Annotated in this window: 14 protein-coding genes and 1 riboswitch; of the genes, 6 read left to right on the top strand and 8 right to left on the bottom strand. The window is 46.3% G+C overall.

What is annotated here, in order from left to right:
* Positions 1–23: 23 nt before the first annotated feature.
* From LEP1GSC052_RS00510 to LEP1GSC052_RS00480, 7 genes are all read right to left on the bottom strand, one after another.
* Positions 24–1,643, bottom strand: a complete 1,620-nt coding sequence (locus tag LEP1GSC052_RS00510) for a PDZ domain-containing protein (protein ID WP_020985403.1) — start codon at positions 1,641–1,643, stop codon at positions 24–26.
* 14 nt (positions 1,644–1,657) lie between these two features.
* On the bottom strand, positions 1,658–3,124 hold the full coding sequence (locus LEP1GSC052_RS00505) for a S1C family serine protease (protein ID WP_370739508.1): 1,467 nt from the start codon (positions 3,122–3,124) through the stop codon (positions 1,658–1,660).
* A gap of 86 nt (positions 3,125–3,210) precedes the next feature.
* Positions 3,211–3,744 (bottom strand): adenine phosphoribosyltransferase, encoded by a 534-nt coding sequence (locus LEP1GSC052_RS00500; protein ID WP_010572459.1) that lies wholly within the window; start codon positions 3,742–3,744, stop codon positions 3,211–3,213.
* A gap of 140 nt (positions 3,745–3,884) precedes the next feature.
* Positions 3,885–4,772 (bottom strand): protease HtpX, encoded by an 888-nt coding sequence (gene htpX, locus LEP1GSC052_RS00495; protein WP_010572460.1) that lies wholly within the window; start codon positions 4,770–4,772, stop codon positions 3,885–3,887.
* A 252-nt stretch (positions 4,773–5,024) separates the two neighbouring features.
* Positions 5,025–6,635 carry a permease gene (locus LEP1GSC052_RS00490; RefSeq protein ID WP_010572461.1) on the bottom strand — a complete coding sequence of 537 codons (1,611 nt, stop codon included), beginning with the start codon at positions 6,633–6,635 and terminating at the stop codon, positions 5,025–5,027.
* The gene (locus tag LEP1GSC052_RS00485) at positions 6,632–7,111 is read right to left on the bottom strand and encodes a ClpXP protease specificity-enhancing factor SspB (protein ID WP_010572462.1); all 480 of its coding nucleotides are present in this window, start codon (positions 7,109–7,111) and stop codon (positions 6,632–6,634) included. Before LEP1GSC052_RS00485 ends, LEP1GSC052_RS00490 begins: the two co-directional genes overlap by 4 nt.
* Positions 7,104–9,005 (bottom strand): polysaccharide biosynthesis protein, encoded by a 1,902-nt coding sequence (locus LEP1GSC052_RS00480; RefSeq protein ID WP_040912670.1) that lies wholly within the window; start codon positions 9,003–9,005, stop codon positions 7,104–7,106. Before LEP1GSC052_RS00480 ends, LEP1GSC052_RS00485 begins: the two co-directional genes overlap by 8 nt.
* Before the next feature lie 149 nt (positions 9,006–9,154).
* Between LEP1GSC052_RS00480 and LEP1GSC052_RS00475 the strand changes: the two genes are divergently transcribed.
* Positions 9,155–9,625 carry an STAS domain-containing protein gene (locus LEP1GSC052_RS00475; protein ID WP_020985361.1) on the top strand — a complete coding sequence of 157 codons (471 nt, stop codon included), beginning with the start codon at positions 9,155–9,157 and terminating at the stop codon, positions 9,623–9,625.
* A gap of 18 nt (positions 9,626–9,643) precedes the next feature.
* On the opposite strand, the gene LEP1GSC052_RS00470 is transcribed toward LEP1GSC052_RS00475, so the two are convergent.
* On the bottom strand, positions 9,644–11,776 hold the full coding sequence (locus LEP1GSC052_RS00470; RefSeq protein ID WP_010572465.1) for a hypothetical protein: 2,133 nt from the start codon (positions 11,774–11,776) through the stop codon (positions 9,644–9,646).
* 292 nt (positions 11,777–12,068) lie between these two features.
* Positions 12,069–12,254: riboswitch (cobalamin riboswitch) on the top strand.
* Between the two features lie 138 nt (positions 12,255–12,392).
* Here LEP1GSC052_RS00470 and LEP1GSC052_RS00465 point away from each other — a divergent pair.
* From LEP1GSC052_RS00465 to LEP1GSC052_RS00445, 5 genes are read left to right on the top strand one after another with little or no spacing between them, the layout of a single operon-like run.
* Positions 12,393–12,578 carry a CbtB domain-containing protein gene (locus tag LEP1GSC052_RS00465; protein WP_010572466.1) on the top strand — a complete coding sequence of 62 codons (186 nt, stop codon included), beginning with the start codon at positions 12,393–12,395 and terminating at the stop codon, positions 12,576–12,578.
* Between the two features lies 1 nt (position 12,579).
* Positions 12,580–13,476: a CbtA family protein gene (locus LEP1GSC052_RS00460; protein ID WP_010572467.1), complete on the top strand. Its 897-nt coding sequence runs from the start codon at positions 12,580–12,582 to the stop codon at positions 13,474–13,476.
* Between the two features lie 5 nt (positions 13,477–13,481).
* Positions 13,482–14,663 (top strand): CbiX/SirB N-terminal domain-containing protein, encoded by a 1,182-nt coding sequence (locus LEP1GSC052_RS00455; protein WP_010572468.1) that lies wholly within the window; start codon positions 13,482–13,484, stop codon positions 14,661–14,663.
* A gap of 15 nt (positions 14,664–14,678) precedes the next feature.
* Complete coding sequence (locus tag LEP1GSC052_RS00450; protein ID WP_010572469.1) at positions 14,679–15,050, top strand: DUF3209 family protein; 372 nt, start codon at positions 14,679–14,681, stop codon at positions 15,048–15,050.
* Between the two features lie 5 nt (positions 15,051–15,055).
* Positions 15,056–15,805 (top strand): FAD-dependent oxidoreductase, encoded by a 750-nt coding sequence (locus LEP1GSC052_RS00445; RefSeq protein ID WP_010572470.1) that lies wholly within the window; start codon positions 15,056–15,058, stop codon positions 15,803–15,805.
* Positions 15,806–15,813: the final 8 nt, after the last annotated feature.

The raw sequence follows: 15,813 nt of genomic DNA, 5'->3' as shown, positions 1-15,813 counted from the left end.
ACAAACTCCGGCGCGCGCGGGATTCAGTTTCCGTTTTGGGAGAATCGAATCTTATAACTTTTATAGATTCGATCGTTGATCTCGCCGAGTTTGCCTCTGTCCAAAGCGATTTCCGTTCCGTCGTCCAAAGAAATTAATGCGAAATCGGATTTTCCTTCGCGGATATTCTTTCTTAGATCCTGAACCGACTTCACTTCCTTTCCGTCGATTTTTTCCACGATCTTAAAACTCAAATCGTGAAACCCGTTGTTCGATTCGTCCGGAAGCACCTGGGACAAAAGAACGATCTTGCCTTCGTCTCCTTCTTTCTCGTGAAACTTGGAATAGTCGTAAAGATAGAGAAGTTTACGATCGACTCTGGATCTCCAATCCTTTCCCCATTCTTCCAAAAGGGCTTCCGAAAGTTCGAGAAAAACAAAACCGCCTTCGACCGCAAAGTCGTTGGAAGCGGGAATGTTTTTAAACGGAATACGAACTGCGGAATGAGGGAAGGGTTTCAGCTTCATATTGAGATTGATCTTCTTCTTATCCCTCAAAACAAGAATCGGAATTTCCTTTCCCAACGAATAACCGAACGCGTCGCCCGCGTGCGCCAAGAAGGAAAGAACTTGTTTACCATACAACGGATGATTGATATAACCCTTCGAGTCCACGTTTTTTCCGCCGAACTCAAGGATGACGTCCTCCAATTTCAAAACCCCGCTCGCGGAGGAGCCGGGAATCACGTCCGCGACGAGAATGCCAGAATCCGATTCTTCCATTCCGTAGTATTTTTTAACGGAACCGTCCGTGATCGGACGAAAACGAAATCCCTTATAACCGAACACGTTCGTTCCGGGAGTATTTAAGAATTTTTGAATGATAAAAGAAGGAATGATTCTTCCCGAATTTTTTCCGGAAGTGAAATCGTACAGAAGACCGGACACTTTTCCGTTTTCGATGACGACCTCGCCGAAACCGTTCAGACCTTCGCTCGAACTTACGTCCACGACCGGAAGTTCCACTTGCCCGAGAGGCATTTGATCCATGTCCATACTCAACAGAGAAATCGCGGTCGCTTGAATCGAACCGGAGTTATCGAGTTGATATACGTTGGCCTGTTTCGGAAAAACCGAGACGGGTGAAAATTCGAGAGGAACCAGATCGTCGAAGAAATTTTTCTTTTCCACCCGAAGAAGAGCGAGATTGGATTCGGGATCTTGACGAAACACGACTGCTTTCATTTCCGAATACGAAGAATATTTTTTGACCTCGACCAATGTGGCGTCGGGCAAAAGAGAATAGGGGATGAGAATCCGATTGCCTTCGGTTACGACTCCGACTCCTCTGCGAACCCTCGGATTTTTTTTCTTCCAAGGTTGGTGGTATTCCGGTTCTTGAAACGTAACCTTGATCTGAACTATACTTTTATGATAGAGTTCCTGATGGCTTTTCGAACGAGCGGGGGTTTCCGTCTTTTCCTCGGAAGAAGTTTCGTTTTTGTTGGATTCTTTTTTGCCCTTCGGTTGATCCTTCGTTTTAGAAGATTTTTTTTTAATGAGAAGAAGATCCGTTTTTTCCTTGGGGGAAACTTCCGCGGAAACCGCGAAAGTCGGCGCAAAAAGGACGAGTAAGAATACGAGTATGATCCTGGATTTAAACATTCAATTTTCCTTAACTATTCCAGACCGTATGTTTTGCGGATTTTTTCGTCCGCTTTTTCGGCCTCTTCGCGGTTCAAAACGAGCGGAACCTGAACGTCCAAAAACTTCAGACGCAGATACTTATCCTTGGATTCCTTGAGAATTTTCTGAAGATCGCTCAGTTCGGAAACGGGAATTCCGTTTACCGATTCCAAAACGAGATTTACGAAATAATCCGAGGAAGAATTCACCGGATGAGAAAGTTTGCGGTATAAGACGACGTCCGTTCTTTTGTTCCGATTGAGACCGTCTTCTATGAAATAAAAAAATCTGTATAAGAGCTGGCTTCCCCCGGAAGTGTTTCCGCCTCGGCTCCAACTCGTGATGAGATCCCGGGACATCTCCTGAAAAAGAAGACCTCCGATCATCTCGAACGGATACGGTTTATCGTATTGATTTCTCATAAAGTCAAAATCGGGCATACGACGCGCCGGAAAGGAAACGGATATCTCCTTGCCGTTTCGATACAACTTAAAGGAGATCTTATCTCCCGCGTGTTTGTTATCCACAACCTCGACGAAGTCCACCCTTGCGTCCTTATCCTGCATCACGGTTCCGTTTTTTCCGATCGGAAAGCCGTCGATCTCCGTAAGAAAATCTCCTTCTTTTAGAAAATTTTCCGCGGAACCGTTTTTCAAAATTCTAGAAACGAAAACTCCTTCGAGATGATCCGGAATTCCTTTCGCTTTTCTCAAAGAAACGTTAAACGAATTGAGGGTTCTCACTCCGAGTTCGACGTAACCGTCGTATTTTCCGTCCTCAATATCCGTGAGGAAATGGCGTATAACGTTGGTGGGGATCAGATAACCGATATTCTCCCCTTTGGTCGCGACTTGAAACGCGACTCCGACCACCTTGTCGTCCTGAATCGCAGGACCGCCCGAGTTACCCGGATTGATCGCGGCGTCGACTTGTAAAACCAAATGACTGTCGACCGCAGAATGGGAATAAACCGATTGATCCTTTCTCGATACGATCCCTCTCGTAACGGAAACCTTGTTTCCTCCGATCGGATAACCGACCACGATCAAGGGAGAATTGAGTTCGGGAATCTCTCCGAGCTGAAGATCTCTCGAGTCCTTATAAAAATCCGCGCTCTCCGCTTCGAGCACCGCCAAATCGCAGTCATGCGCCAAGTGAAGAATTTTAACGCTGTACCATTCCGTTTGATTGTAACGTTGAACCTGAACGAACTTCGCGTTGGAAACGACGTGCGCGTTGGTAAGAATTCTTTTATTTCCGATTAAAAAACCGGTTCCCGAACTGGCTCTCACCGGATCGGTGGTCCAGGGGGAAAAGGGGTTCACCGCTTGGGAATAAACCCTGATTTGAACGACTCCCTTTCGGAGTTCGTCGAAGGGAAGAGGGCTTTCGACGGCCTGAATTTCGAAACGCGCGATCAAAATCAGCGCGATCGAAACAACCGGAGTAACGAGTTTCAAACTTCTTTGAATCCAAATTCCAAAAAAACCGGATAGTTTAGCCGTCAATGGGCCCTCCAAAAAGAATATTCTAATTTTAGAATTTTCTAATGTCCTTCGAACTCGCAGATCGCGAAAATCGGAACCTTCAATTCTTCCTGAAGTTTTTTACCGCCGCCCAAATCCGGAAGATCGATGATGACTCCGGCTTCGTAGACTTCGGCTCCGAGTTTTCTGAGTAATTTCACAGCGGCGATCATCGTTCCGCCGGTCGCGATCAAATCGTCCATCAGAAGAATTCTATCTCCCGGTTGGACCGCGTCTTTGTGAATTTCGATCACGTCTTTTCCGTATTCTAAATCGTATTCTTCCGACACGGTCTCGGAAGGAAGTTTTCCTTTTTTACGGATGGGAATAAAACCCACGCCGAGTTGGAACGCGAGCGGAGCTCCGGTGAGAAAACCTCTGGCTTCAATTCCGGCGACCTTTGTGATTCCCTTGCCTTGGTAACGGTTTACGAAGGTTCCGATCGTAAGAGCAAGTCCTTCGGGATCGAGTAAGAGTGAAGTAATATCGCGAAACAAAATTCCCGGTTTCGGGTAATCGGGAATGGTTCTGATTTTGGATTTAACAATAGACATCTAGGTTTTACGTCCCAGGATTTTTAATTTACGGGTTCTATTCAAAAAATCCGAGACAATTCAAACAATTCTTTTTTATTCCGAATAAGGAAAAGCCCGGCAAAACCGGGCTTATTTTGAAAGTTCCGTTGAAACGATTCTTAGTAACCGGAATTCTTCAGAGCGGCGATTCTCGCTTCCAAAGGTGGATGTGTCGAAAACAAGGCCATCCATTTGCTATGACCGGAAATTTTCATCGTAGCAAGAGCGTCTCCGCCTCTTTCGTCTTCGGGTGCGTCGAATGTGCGTCTCAGTTTTTCAAGAGCGGCGATCATATTCTGACGTCCCGCAAGTTTCGCACCGCCCGCGTCCGCACGGTATTCCCTGGTTCTGGAGAAATACGCGACCACGATCGATCCGAGAATGCTGAAGAGAATACTGAGCACGATATTCGCCACAAGACGAACCGTGTATTGAAGGTCTTCCTTCACCATCGTGCTGAGCGCGTAACTGATGATTCTCGAAAAGAACATTACAAAAGCGTTAACAACTCCCTGCACCAAAGTCATGGTCACCATGTCTCCGTTGGCGACGTGGGCCAACTCGTGCGCGAGAACTCCTTCCACTTCCGCGTTGTCCATCACTTGCAACAAACCGCTGGAAACGGCTACAAGAGAACTGGACTTGGAAGGTCCGGTCGCAAACGCGTTGACTTCGGGAGAATGATAGATTCCCACTTCGGGCATCGGAAGATTCGCGGCTCTTGCGAGTCTTTCCACTCTGGAATACAATTCTCTTTCGACTCCGGACGCGGATCTAGGATCGATGATCTGCACTCCCATCATCATCTTCGCCATGAACTTGGATAAAAGCAAAGATACGAAAGCGCCGCCCATTCCCCAAAGGAAACAGAACACGAGCAGGGAACTCAGATTGATTCCGTTTGCGTCCAGATACGGACCGATTCCCAACACGCTCGTAATGATGGAAATCGTTACGACCACGAGAATATTGGTCAGCAAAAACAACCCAATTCGTTTAAACCACATTTTGGTTTCTCCTATAACTTCTCTATATATACTACTACTGAAATCAAGAGTCGATCTATCTATTTCACGGTTTTAGACCTGCAAATGCGACCCATAGGGAGCATTTGCATTGAGTTTTTTTTAACCCGGGAACTCTTTTGCATTGAGTTTTTTTTAACCCGGGAACTCTTTTGCATTGAGTTTTTTTTAACCCGGGAACTCTTTTGCATTGAGTTTTTTTTAACCCGGGAACCCTTTTTGCGCTGAGTTTTTTTAAACTTTTCTTGGTTCCTTTCTAAAAAAAGAAGCGAGCAAGAATAAAACTCCGAGCAACGCATACGCGACTACGAAAGAATTTAAACCGACATCGAACTGATTGAGAATATCGTTTCCTCTCAAAGAGAATCCGTGGATAAATCCGGTCGCGGAAAGAACTGCCGCGATCAAACAAGTGATCAAAGCTTTTTTAAAATCCCGATCGATTACAAAAACAGCGATCGAAGACCAGATCATCGAGGAAATCAAAAACCCTTGCGACAAACTCAACAATCCTCCGAGAGGGTACGGTAAGAATGGAAGCGCCAGAGGAACGTCGGACATCCAAAGATGTGCGGTTTCTTTCACGCCCGCATTCTCGAGAACTCCCGCGACCGAACGATCCACATAATTGAACGTGGATTGAACGAGCAAAACTCCCCAACCCGCAAGCGCAGGCAAGGTTCCGATCACGACGGCGGGTGCGTGTCTGGAAGGAGTCGCTTCAAACGCTTGAGAACCGATCACGATTCCGATCCAAAGAACGATCGCCATTCCGGCTTCGACCGGAATCAAGGCTTGGATGAACGCAAGAAGACCGAAGAGCGCGACGACCGTCATAAACACTCCGTTCAGAGTGGAATAACCCGCTCTTGCACCGAGCGCCTTCCAACCCGGATGACCGATGTAGATCGTCGTAGGAAATGGAGAACCGAAAAAAGAACCGACAACGGTTCCGACACCGTTCGCCAAAAGAGAATCTCTTGTGTTGAAAGAATCTCCCGAAGCTTCCGCGGATTCGATGTTCTGCAAAGAACCGATCACGTTGAAAATTCCCATCGGAATCACGACCGCGAGATATTCGCCGATGTTCGCGGACCCGAGAGCCGAAAACAAATCCCCGATCGCAAGCACCGGAAAATAAAAACCGATCTGACTAGAAGAACCTTTGAGCAAGGCCGCATCCATCATCGGATTTCCCCAAACGCCTTGGGACCAAGCGAGAATGGTTCCCAACACGACGGAAACGAGACCGCCCGGCAAACGAAACGGAAACACGACCCGAGCGAAATACTGAAGCAGAATCACTCCGAAAGGTAAGAATGCGATCAACGGATTCTGAAACGTACGAACCAAAAAGTCCATCGAGATAAACGTAATTGCGATCCCCGCCAAAGAGGAAAGAAGCGCGGCGCGGGGAGTGACCTTACGGATCTTTTCCGCGATAAAGGAACCGCCCATCTCGATCAGACCGGAAAGAAAACTCGCAACGAGTCCGACCTGCCACGCGGTTTTGTAATCGCCGGTTTTCTTATATACGGGAAGTATAATAAAGAAAACGAACGCGAACAACGAAACCGTATTGATTCCGTACGGAAGAGCGGTGACGTCGGTTCGATTCTCCCTAACTGCAAGACGATGCGCCTGCCAGGAATAGAAAAGATTCCCGAGTAGAAGAGAAATTGCCGTCCCCGGAAGAATGACCTTATACACGAAGTCACCCGGAACACCACAGAGCGTGGTCAGCAAAAAAGAAAGAACGAGAATCTGAATCAGATTGTCGATCATCAGACCGAAAAATCCGTCCAAATCCCCAAGTACAAACCATTTGAATTTATTCTGGCTCATTGTTTCGATTTACTCCCAAAATCCACTTGAATTACGTTGGACTTGTCGTCCTTCGTATCACCCTCTTTTTTCTCTGTTGAAACCGTCTTCTCGGCGGAAGGAGAATCCTTTTTGAATATCTCCGGTTCCGTCGTAAAAACCTTCATGTTCGTCAATGTTTGTTGTGTTTTATCAAAATAACGTAATATACAATCCCAGGGAATAAAAACCTCTTCCCAGGTGTAACCGAATTGAAGTTCGGCGTAGATCCATTCTTCCCCGGCGTCCAAATTGCGAACCCCGCCTTTGGGACTGAATACGAGAACGATTCCGGATTCTTTTTCGTCTCCGACTAACCCGCGTTTGCCGATGACCAATTGCGGATGGGGAAGCGCGTGTAAGTAGAAGGTTCCGAACTGGTCCCAGTAAAGATCGAACAAAGAACGTTTGAACTTTCTGAGAGTCAGAATTTCCTCTTTCAGATTCTGTTTATCCATTCTTCAGGTTTTGCTGATCTACGATGCCCGCGTTGGCTTCGTTGAGATAATCGCCGTGGATCTTGTATTCGGGAACCAAGGCCTTAAACGCAAGAAAGATGTCCTTGTCCTTGTTCGTTCTTCCCGCGTTCAGAAGTTCGTTGAACCTTGCGACGAAGGTGGTCGGTTCCTGATTCTCCAGAGGAGCGGCGATCTTGATCTTAGGATGATGCGTTTTTTTGATTCCTTCCAAATCGAGAAGAAGTTCTTCGAACAACTTTTCTCCCGGTCTAAGTCCGGTGAATTGAATCGGAATATCGACGTGCGGCCTGAGTCCGCAGAGACGAATCATTTCTTCGGCGAGATTTAAAATCTTAACGGGTTCTCCCATCTCGAGAATAAAAATCTCTCCGCGTTCTCCCATACTTCCGGCCTGCAACACGAGTTGTGTCGCTTCGGGAATCGTCATGAAGTAGCGTATAACGTCGGGATGTGTGACGGTAACCGGTCCCCCGTTTGCGATCTGCTCGCGGAAACGGGGAATCACCGAACCGTTGGAACCGAGAACGTTCCCGAAACGAACCGTGATGAACTTGGTTCTGGTTTCTCTCGAGATATGTTGCAGATATAATTCGGCCGCGCGTTTGGATGCGCCCATGATGTTGACCGGATTGACCGCCTTGTCCGTGGAGATCAAAACGAATCGTTCCACGCCGGAAAGTCTGGAAATGTCCGCGATGTTTTTCGTTCCGAGAACGTTATTCATCACCGCTTCGGTAGGATTGACTTCCATCATCGGAACGTGTTTGTAAGCCGCCGAATGAAACACGACTTGCGGAGAATGTTTTTCGAAGATCGAACTGACTCTGGAAAGATTTTTGATGTCCGCGACGATCGGAACGAGTTCCACATTCTGACCCTGCAGTTTTTTCTTGAGTTCGTATTCGATTTCGTATAACGGCGTTTCGGCGGAATCCAAAAGAAGGATTCTAGAAGGTTCAAAGACCGCGACTTGTCTGCAAAGTTCGCTTCCGATCGAACCACCCGCGCCGGTGACAAGAATGGATTTACCTTTTAGATAAGAACGAATCGATTCGATTTCCAAGTCCACAACCGGACGACCCAAAAGGTCTTCCACCTGAACTTCGCGGAGTTGATTCAACTTCGGAGAATCGAAAAACAAAGAACCGAGCGAAGGAAGAATTTTGAACTTCACATCCGTACTTTCAAAGGAACGGATCAAACGGCTGATCAACTTCCCGTCGGGATTGGTGATCGCAATGATAACCTGCTTCACTCCGAACTGATGGATCATCTGTTCGGCTTGATCGATCTTGGCAAGAATCGGAACCCCTTGGATATGCGCTCCGATCTTTTGAACGTTGTCGTCCAAGAAACCGACCGGGTTCAGTTTTAGTTCGTTGTGTCTACGGATCTCCGAAAGTAAAGTAGCTCCTACTTTTCCGGCTCCGAGAATCAAGGTAGGAAGTCCTTCCTCTCTCGACTTCTTGAGAATGTATTGATCGCGGAACACTCTCCAGGAAAAACTGCGGATACAAAGAAAGCTTAAGAGAAGAAGGGTGTCCAAAACGGGAACCATTCTCGAGAGCTGTTCGAAACGATTGTAAAATAAAAGCGCGGTGGTCGAAATCAGGGAAGAAAGAAGCGTAACCTTGATGATTTCCACAAGATCGTGGATCGAAGCGTAGGCCCAGATCGATCGATAGATGTCGGAGAGAATAAAAACCCCGGCCCTCACGGTGATTACGATGATGAGAGACGTGAAAAATCTTTCCGGAGACGCCAAAAAAACGAAGGATTCAAAACGGATCCAATGCGCCAAAAAGAAAGAAATTCCCATGAAGAGCAGATCCAAAGGGAAGATCCACATTCTTCGATTCCACTGACCGAGCATGTAGGAAATAAAATCCGCTTGTTCCCAAAAGTCCAATCTTTTTGAAACGGATCGGCCCGATTTTTAAACGAATCGAAAAATGTGTTGCAGAAATTCTTTTCTTGCCCCACTCCAATAGGAGAATAAATCGGTTCTATTATCGGGACACCTTGAAAGAAATTATCATCAACCTCCAAGGAGATCTGGACTTTAAATTGGGAGAAGCGCTTCTTTCCAAGTTGGAGGAACTTCCGGATTCTCCCCGCAAAATTCTTTTGGATGCGAGCGGACTCGAATCGGTTACGTTAGAAGGCGCTTCGATATTAAACCGACTTCCGGAACGGTTTCCACAATCCAAATTCGCGATTTGTTCCGTACCAAGCGGGATCGAAATTTCTGCGCAAGAAGGAAAGGAAATTCCGGTTTTTTCCGATCGGGATTCCGCAAAATCCCACTTAATCGCCTCCGATCAAAACGAGGATTCTTCCTTTCAGGAGAATTCTCCGGTGCTCGTAAATTGTCCGGTTTGTTTTCATCTTTTGAAAGTACAAACTTCCGGGAACTACGGTTGTCCCGCGTGTCAGTCCAAGTTTTTCGTAACCAAGGACTGGCGTATTTCGACGTTCGAAAGATTATTATAATATTCTTACGTTCGATTCCTACATTTCCTCGAAAAACTGGATCGTCTCCAAAACTTCCACAGGAACGTTTCCGGCCTGAAAATACGGATTGTATCTTTTTTTGATTCCCGAAACCAGTCTTCGTTTTCTCGCCTCGAAAGAATCCATCGATTCCTTGAGGATCGGATTCTTCTGTAGTTCGGCGCGCAGTTGCGGCGAAAAAGGCACGTAACGATTCAGAATATCCCGCGATACGCGGTTGAGTCTGAGTTTGCCGGAAGACTCGAACAAAATCCAATACGAATAATCGGATGCGAACATATCCTTCAAATTCTTTCGATACTTCACAAGTTGTTGATCGATGTTTTTTTTCGCGTCCGGAGTGAGTGCGGGGGACTTGCGAAAATTCTCCAGATACAAATAGTATTCCGATGTCAAAGAGGGCGGGGAAGAATCCTTCCATTTTCTTCCTCGAACGGTTCTTTCGATTTCCCATCGAAACTCGCCTAACGTTCTCGTGATCGCAAGAGTCATGTTTTCGTTCAACACCTGCGGAAACACAAGACGTCCTCTCGACATAAGGCCCGACGTGATCTCCTGCCAAAGAACTCCTCTGCTTCCGAACACGGGAAGAATGATACAATCGGGCGCGACCTCTTTCATCGCGAGTTCGGGTTTGCCCGGAGTTTGTTCGGGTTCGAAGGAGATCTGTCTGTAAAAAAGATGTTTATCGATTTTATGTACGTGATCCACGACCGCGTTCAACTTTTCGGGCGTCACAAGAAACGCGTCGGTTTCCCCGTACATCTGATCCTCGGATAAAATCGGATACGCGAGATTCGGATTCGCGGAAACTCCGATGAGTCCGTTGTATAACAGATTGCTTAACTCCCAATCGAGAAGATGAAGCAGATCCTCGATCCCGCTATCGCCCGCGTATTCGTCCGTTCCGGTTTTACGAACCATCGACGCTCTGACTTGTTCGTAGGATTGTGCGAGATGATTTCTGGAAGGAGTTTTTTTTCCGGAAAGAATGAGACCCAACCATTCCGGCAGAAAATAAACCGCGAGTTTGTGATTGGAAGGATACGGTTCCTGAGAATAACTTCTGATCTTTTCCAAGGTTCCGTAGAGTTGAACGATTCTCGCCGGAGAAAGAAGATTCTCGTCCATATAAAAAAAGTATAAGAACAAAAGAACCGCTTTCGGAATCGGAGAGATATCGGATCTGTATCTCGCATAACAAGCGGAATAAAGTTCGATAAAGGTTTGTATCTCTTCGGGTTTGTGTTCCTTGCGGACAAGACCGGGATGTTCCTTAAACGCGTGGACCCTTTTTTGTATTTCCGCAGTCGCGGAAGAACCCATCGCCGCATAGTTTAGAATTTGGGAAAGACTTCCTTGAAACTCGTCGGGAAGAGAAACTTCTTCCTGCGCGCCTCCGACTCCGCCCATTTGAATTCCGCCCCAAGCCCTCGTTTTTTCGGCGTCCTTTTCCGGCGCGGTCTCGACTTGAATTCCCATATCATTTCCGTTTAAACTGAGAATCTTCGCGTCGAAACGAATCCATTCTTTGTCTTCTCCCGAAAACAAAACGTGGAGTTTGTCTCCCGTAGAAACCGGAAACGAATGATAGAGTTTTTTTGTGAACACCTTCGTATGAAGAGTTTTCTGAACGAAGTCGGGACCGGGAGGACCCGAATGTAAAAATCCGGGAAAGGCCTCGTCTCCGTCCGTAAGAAACACCGCGGGAAGAAGTTTTCTAGGATGAGGTCCGAGATCGTGAACGAGATGTTGCAATCTTTTGAATATAAGAGCGTCTCTCCAAGCGGGGAGTTCGCCTTGGTGCGCGAGATAAAGCGCGAGTTCGGGAAGAAACACTTCCTGAAACCAGGATTGAGAATCGGCGATCTTCTGAAGAACGCTGATCGCGGCGTGATCCAAAAAGGCGTGAATCTGAATCACGTCCCTTCCGTTCATATACGTTAGCGGCAATTTCTTGAGAATTTTCGCTCTCAAGGCGGCGCGGTGTTCGATCGAATTCCGAAAACGTTTTTCGAGATAATATCCTGCGACCAACAGAAGCGCAACGAATATGGTTCCGTTGATGACCGGTATCCAAGAAAATTCCGGCCATACCAGAATCGGGCGGGCTTGCGCTAAGAAAAACATGCGAAATGTATAAGTTTCTTTTTTCCGGGGTCAAGCAGGATTCTTAGAAGCGGTTTCAGTTGTATGGACTTGTCTTTTAGGAAGCGCCTTTAAGAACTCTGCAAACAAATTCCAAAACTTCGAACGATTCTCATCATAGATCGTACGGAACTCCGTTTCAACTCGAAAAACGGAGAATCATCGTTTCTTAAAGATTTCTTAAAGTACGTTCGATTCCAATTCGATTTAAAAGTTTTTATATTCGAGTTAAAAAAATTTCTTTTCAAAAGAATCGTTTCGAATGCGACTGGATTTACAGTCCATTTTCATGGGATTCATCGACGTTTCACGTCGGTGGGAAGACGGTTAGAATCCGTCACGGTATCCGCCGCTGTAAGAGGGACGAAAGGCATATTAAGTCACTGGGTGATAAACCTGGGAAGGCATGCCGAGTAGGATGATCTCAAGTCAGAATACGACCCTATGAAAATCCTGAAGATACGTTTCGACCTCGGAAGTAAGGCGATCCGTAGCTTAAATAGAACATTACCGTATAACACGCGTTAGATCCCTCAAGGGATTGATACGCTTATAGTCTGTTTGTATTGGAGTTTACTCTGAAAGGAGGAGTATTCTTATGCGTACCGTATCCACGTCTTCGCAAACGAGCAAGGGTCTTTCCGTATCTTTGGATCCGATTCTTACCGTTTCCTTGGTGTTTGTCTCTTTGTTCGTGATCTACATCGTAGGTTTGGAACCGATGCCGGAACTTCACGCTTCGTTTCACGATATACGACACGCCACCGGTTTTCCTTGTCATTAAAATGAAGGGGAATTTTTTCCAAAGACTCGTCTCCGGATGTAAGGCGGGTTTGATTGCCGGTGTCGTTTACGGAATCCTACTTCAATTCCTCGTAACGCCGTTGATCTTAAAAGCGGAATCATTCGAAACCAACGCGAACGTTTCTTCCACGTCCGCTTCGGTTGCTTCGAAAACGTCCGGATCGATCGAGGCTTCGGCGAAAACACATTTTCATTCGCACGGTCACGGAAAAAAACATCACCATCCTTCTTCCGTCGTTTCCAACGAAGATTCGAATCGCGTCGGTTCGGACTCGACCCAAGAGAACGAAAGTTTCGAAATTTTCAAACGAAACGTTTGGACTTGGATCGGATGTATTCTTTTGGGTCTCGCATTCGGGGTTTTGAGCGCGATCGGATTGAGTACATTAGAATATACAAATGTACTCAAATCTGATTTTTTACAATCCAGATGGAAATCGACGTTTTTGATCTCCGGAATCGGATTTATCTTGTTTTATGGGATTCCTTCTTTGGGCCTTCCTCCTCAACTTCCGGGGGTGGTCGGCTCCGAAGAAGACTTCGAACTCAGACAAAGCTGGTGGCTCCAATCGATCTTCTTGTCCTCTTCGGTTTTGATTCTTTGGTTTTTTATTCGAAACCGTTTTTTCAAAGGGAGAATCTCGAGCGCGATCGCTTTCGTTTTTCTTTTCGGAATTCTCTTCATCTTCTTATTTTGGGCGCCCGGAGTTCCCGAACATTCCACAGCGACTTCGGCTCCGAATCTTTTGCGCGTTGAATTCAGAATCAAAAGCGCGATCTCAAATCTGGCTCTTTGGTTCGTGATCGGTTTTTGGATTTCGAAATCGATTTCCAAAAATCGGGACGTCCCGTTCCTACCGGAAACACAAAGGATTTAGAAAGAATGAAGGACTTCGGAATTCTCATCGTAGGGCACGGAAGCAGAGAAGTTTCCTCCAAAATGGAATTCGAAACCTTTGTTCGGGAATACGCAAAAACCCGTCCCACAAACGAAATCAGAATCGGTTACGTGGAACTCGCGGAGCCCGATCTAAAAACGTCCCTTCGTCAATTCGCAAAAACACATTCTAAAATTCTAATACTTCCTCTGTTTTTATTCGCGTCCGGCCACGTAAAAAACGATATCCCTTTGATTCTTTCGGATTTGAAAATCGAGTTCCCGTTTCACGAATTCATAGTTTCGATGCCCTTGAACATACATGAGAATATTATAAAACTTTTAAACATTCGATCCGCGGAAAAAATCCCAACCGAAATACAATCCAAAACCGGAGTGATCGTGGTCGGGCGGGGCGCCTCGGACGCGGATTCCAACGGAGATTTCTGCAAGGCGGTTCGTTTTTTCGAAGAATCGAATTCTTTTCTTTTTGTAAAACCGAGTTTTATCGGGATCACAAAACCTCTTCTTTCCGAAAGCCTGGAAATGTCCGTCAAACTCAGACCGGAACGAATCCTGATTCTTCCCTATTTTCTATTTGATGGAAAGCTAATACAAAAGATTTCTCATATAGCCGAGGAATACTCCGAAAAATACCCTTGGATTAAAATCGGCACGGCCGGACATTTCGGACCCGATCCGATTTTGTTTCCGATTTTGGACGACAGAATTTCCTCCGCCTTATCCGGAAAAGGAAAACTTCCCTGCGATAATTGCGAATATCGAGTTTCCATTCCCGGACTCAAAAACAAAGTGGGGGGACTCGATTCTCTTCTCTGGAGTATGAGACATTTGGAAACTCATACGCAGGCCGCTCCCCACGAATTCCCTCATAGAAATCTGAAAAAACATATTTACGTATGCGAGAACGTGGACTGCGCGAGCAAGGGAAGCATTTCGCTTATCAATCAGATCCGATCTTCGATCAAAAAACACGGAAGACAAACGGACTTCCGCGTTTCCAGAAGTTCCTGTTTGGGAAGATGCGGAGAGGGGCCGACCGTCGTGGTTTACCCGGACGGAATCTGGTATCAAAGAGTCAACGAAAGCGACGCAGAAGAACTGGTCGCCGAACATCTGTTAAACGACCGTCTCGTGAGCAGACTGGTCGACAACATCATGCAATAATTTTAGGAGAATAAGATGGCATGTCACGAAGTGGCCGCTCTAAGGCTGGGAATGATGAACGTAATCGGAATCAAGGACGAGGCTACGATCCAACACGAACGTGCGGAGATCGGAGACGCTTTACGATCTCCAGGACCGATCCGTTCCCTGGCGGAGGCGAAAGATTTCGAATCCTTGATTCGTTTTTACGAAGCGTCCTTAACCGATCTCGAAGAGATGATTTCCAAAACGAAAAAGGACGATCCGAAAATGGCTTATTATCGTTCTCTTTTGATTCTCACCAAAAAAGTGGAACTCGAACTGAAGAATTCTCTTCTTAGTTTTCAAAATCTTTTTCGAGATTTGGAAGAGATGCACGATTTCGTTCACGAAATTTATCCGGCTTAAGCGATATGGCCAATCCTCCCAAAAAAGCGAGAATCAAAAACATAGCCAGAACCGCGGGTTCGGTTACGATCACGTTCGTTTCCTTGGACGGTCCTCTGGATTTTTTAGGAGGTCAGTATGTCATCTTCAATTCAGGCGTTAAAACCGAGGATGGAAAGGAAATCAAAAGGGCGTATTCCATTCTTTCCTCCGATCAGTATCAGGGAGAATTCCAGATCTGCATCCAACCCGTAAAAGAAGGATTAGCGTCTTTGCATATTCCAAATCTTGCAATCGGTGCGGAACTCGAGTTCTCCGGCCCTTGGGGAAAATTTATCGGAAATCCACGATGGCCTCAGGAGGGAAAAACCCTTCTCGTAGCGACGGACACGGGAATCACGGCGATCTTTTCGATTCTCCATTCCCAAAGATGGAAGGAAAAACTGAAGGACACGAACGTGATCTGGTATGTTTCCCGCGAAGCGGAATTTCTTCCGGTCCGGGACATTCGGGAAGGGCTTCCCAAAGAATTCAATTCTTTGAATGTGATTCCGATCTCGAAGATCAACGATCCGAAACGAGAAGAGGAATGTCTTTGTTCTTTTACGGACGAATTGAACGCGTCCATTCTCCCCGTGAACGTTTTTTTGGCGGGAGACGGAAAATTAATCCGAATTATGAAGGACCTTCTTGTAACAAGAGGGGTTCTCGAAGAAAACATGGGAGTCGAGATTTTTTTCAATTCTCCCCGGCAATCGGAGTCCGTAAAACGTTAGGCGATATC

The organism is Leptospira kmetyi serovar Malaysia str. Bejo-Iso9, assembly GCF_000243735.2.
In the GTDB taxonomy this organism is placed as follows: domain Bacteria; phylum Spirochaetota; class Leptospiria; order Leptospirales; family Leptospiraceae; genus Leptospira; species Leptospira kmetyi.
Note: the sequence above shows the minus strand (reverse complement) of the source record. Positions and strands in the feature narration are given on the sequence as shown.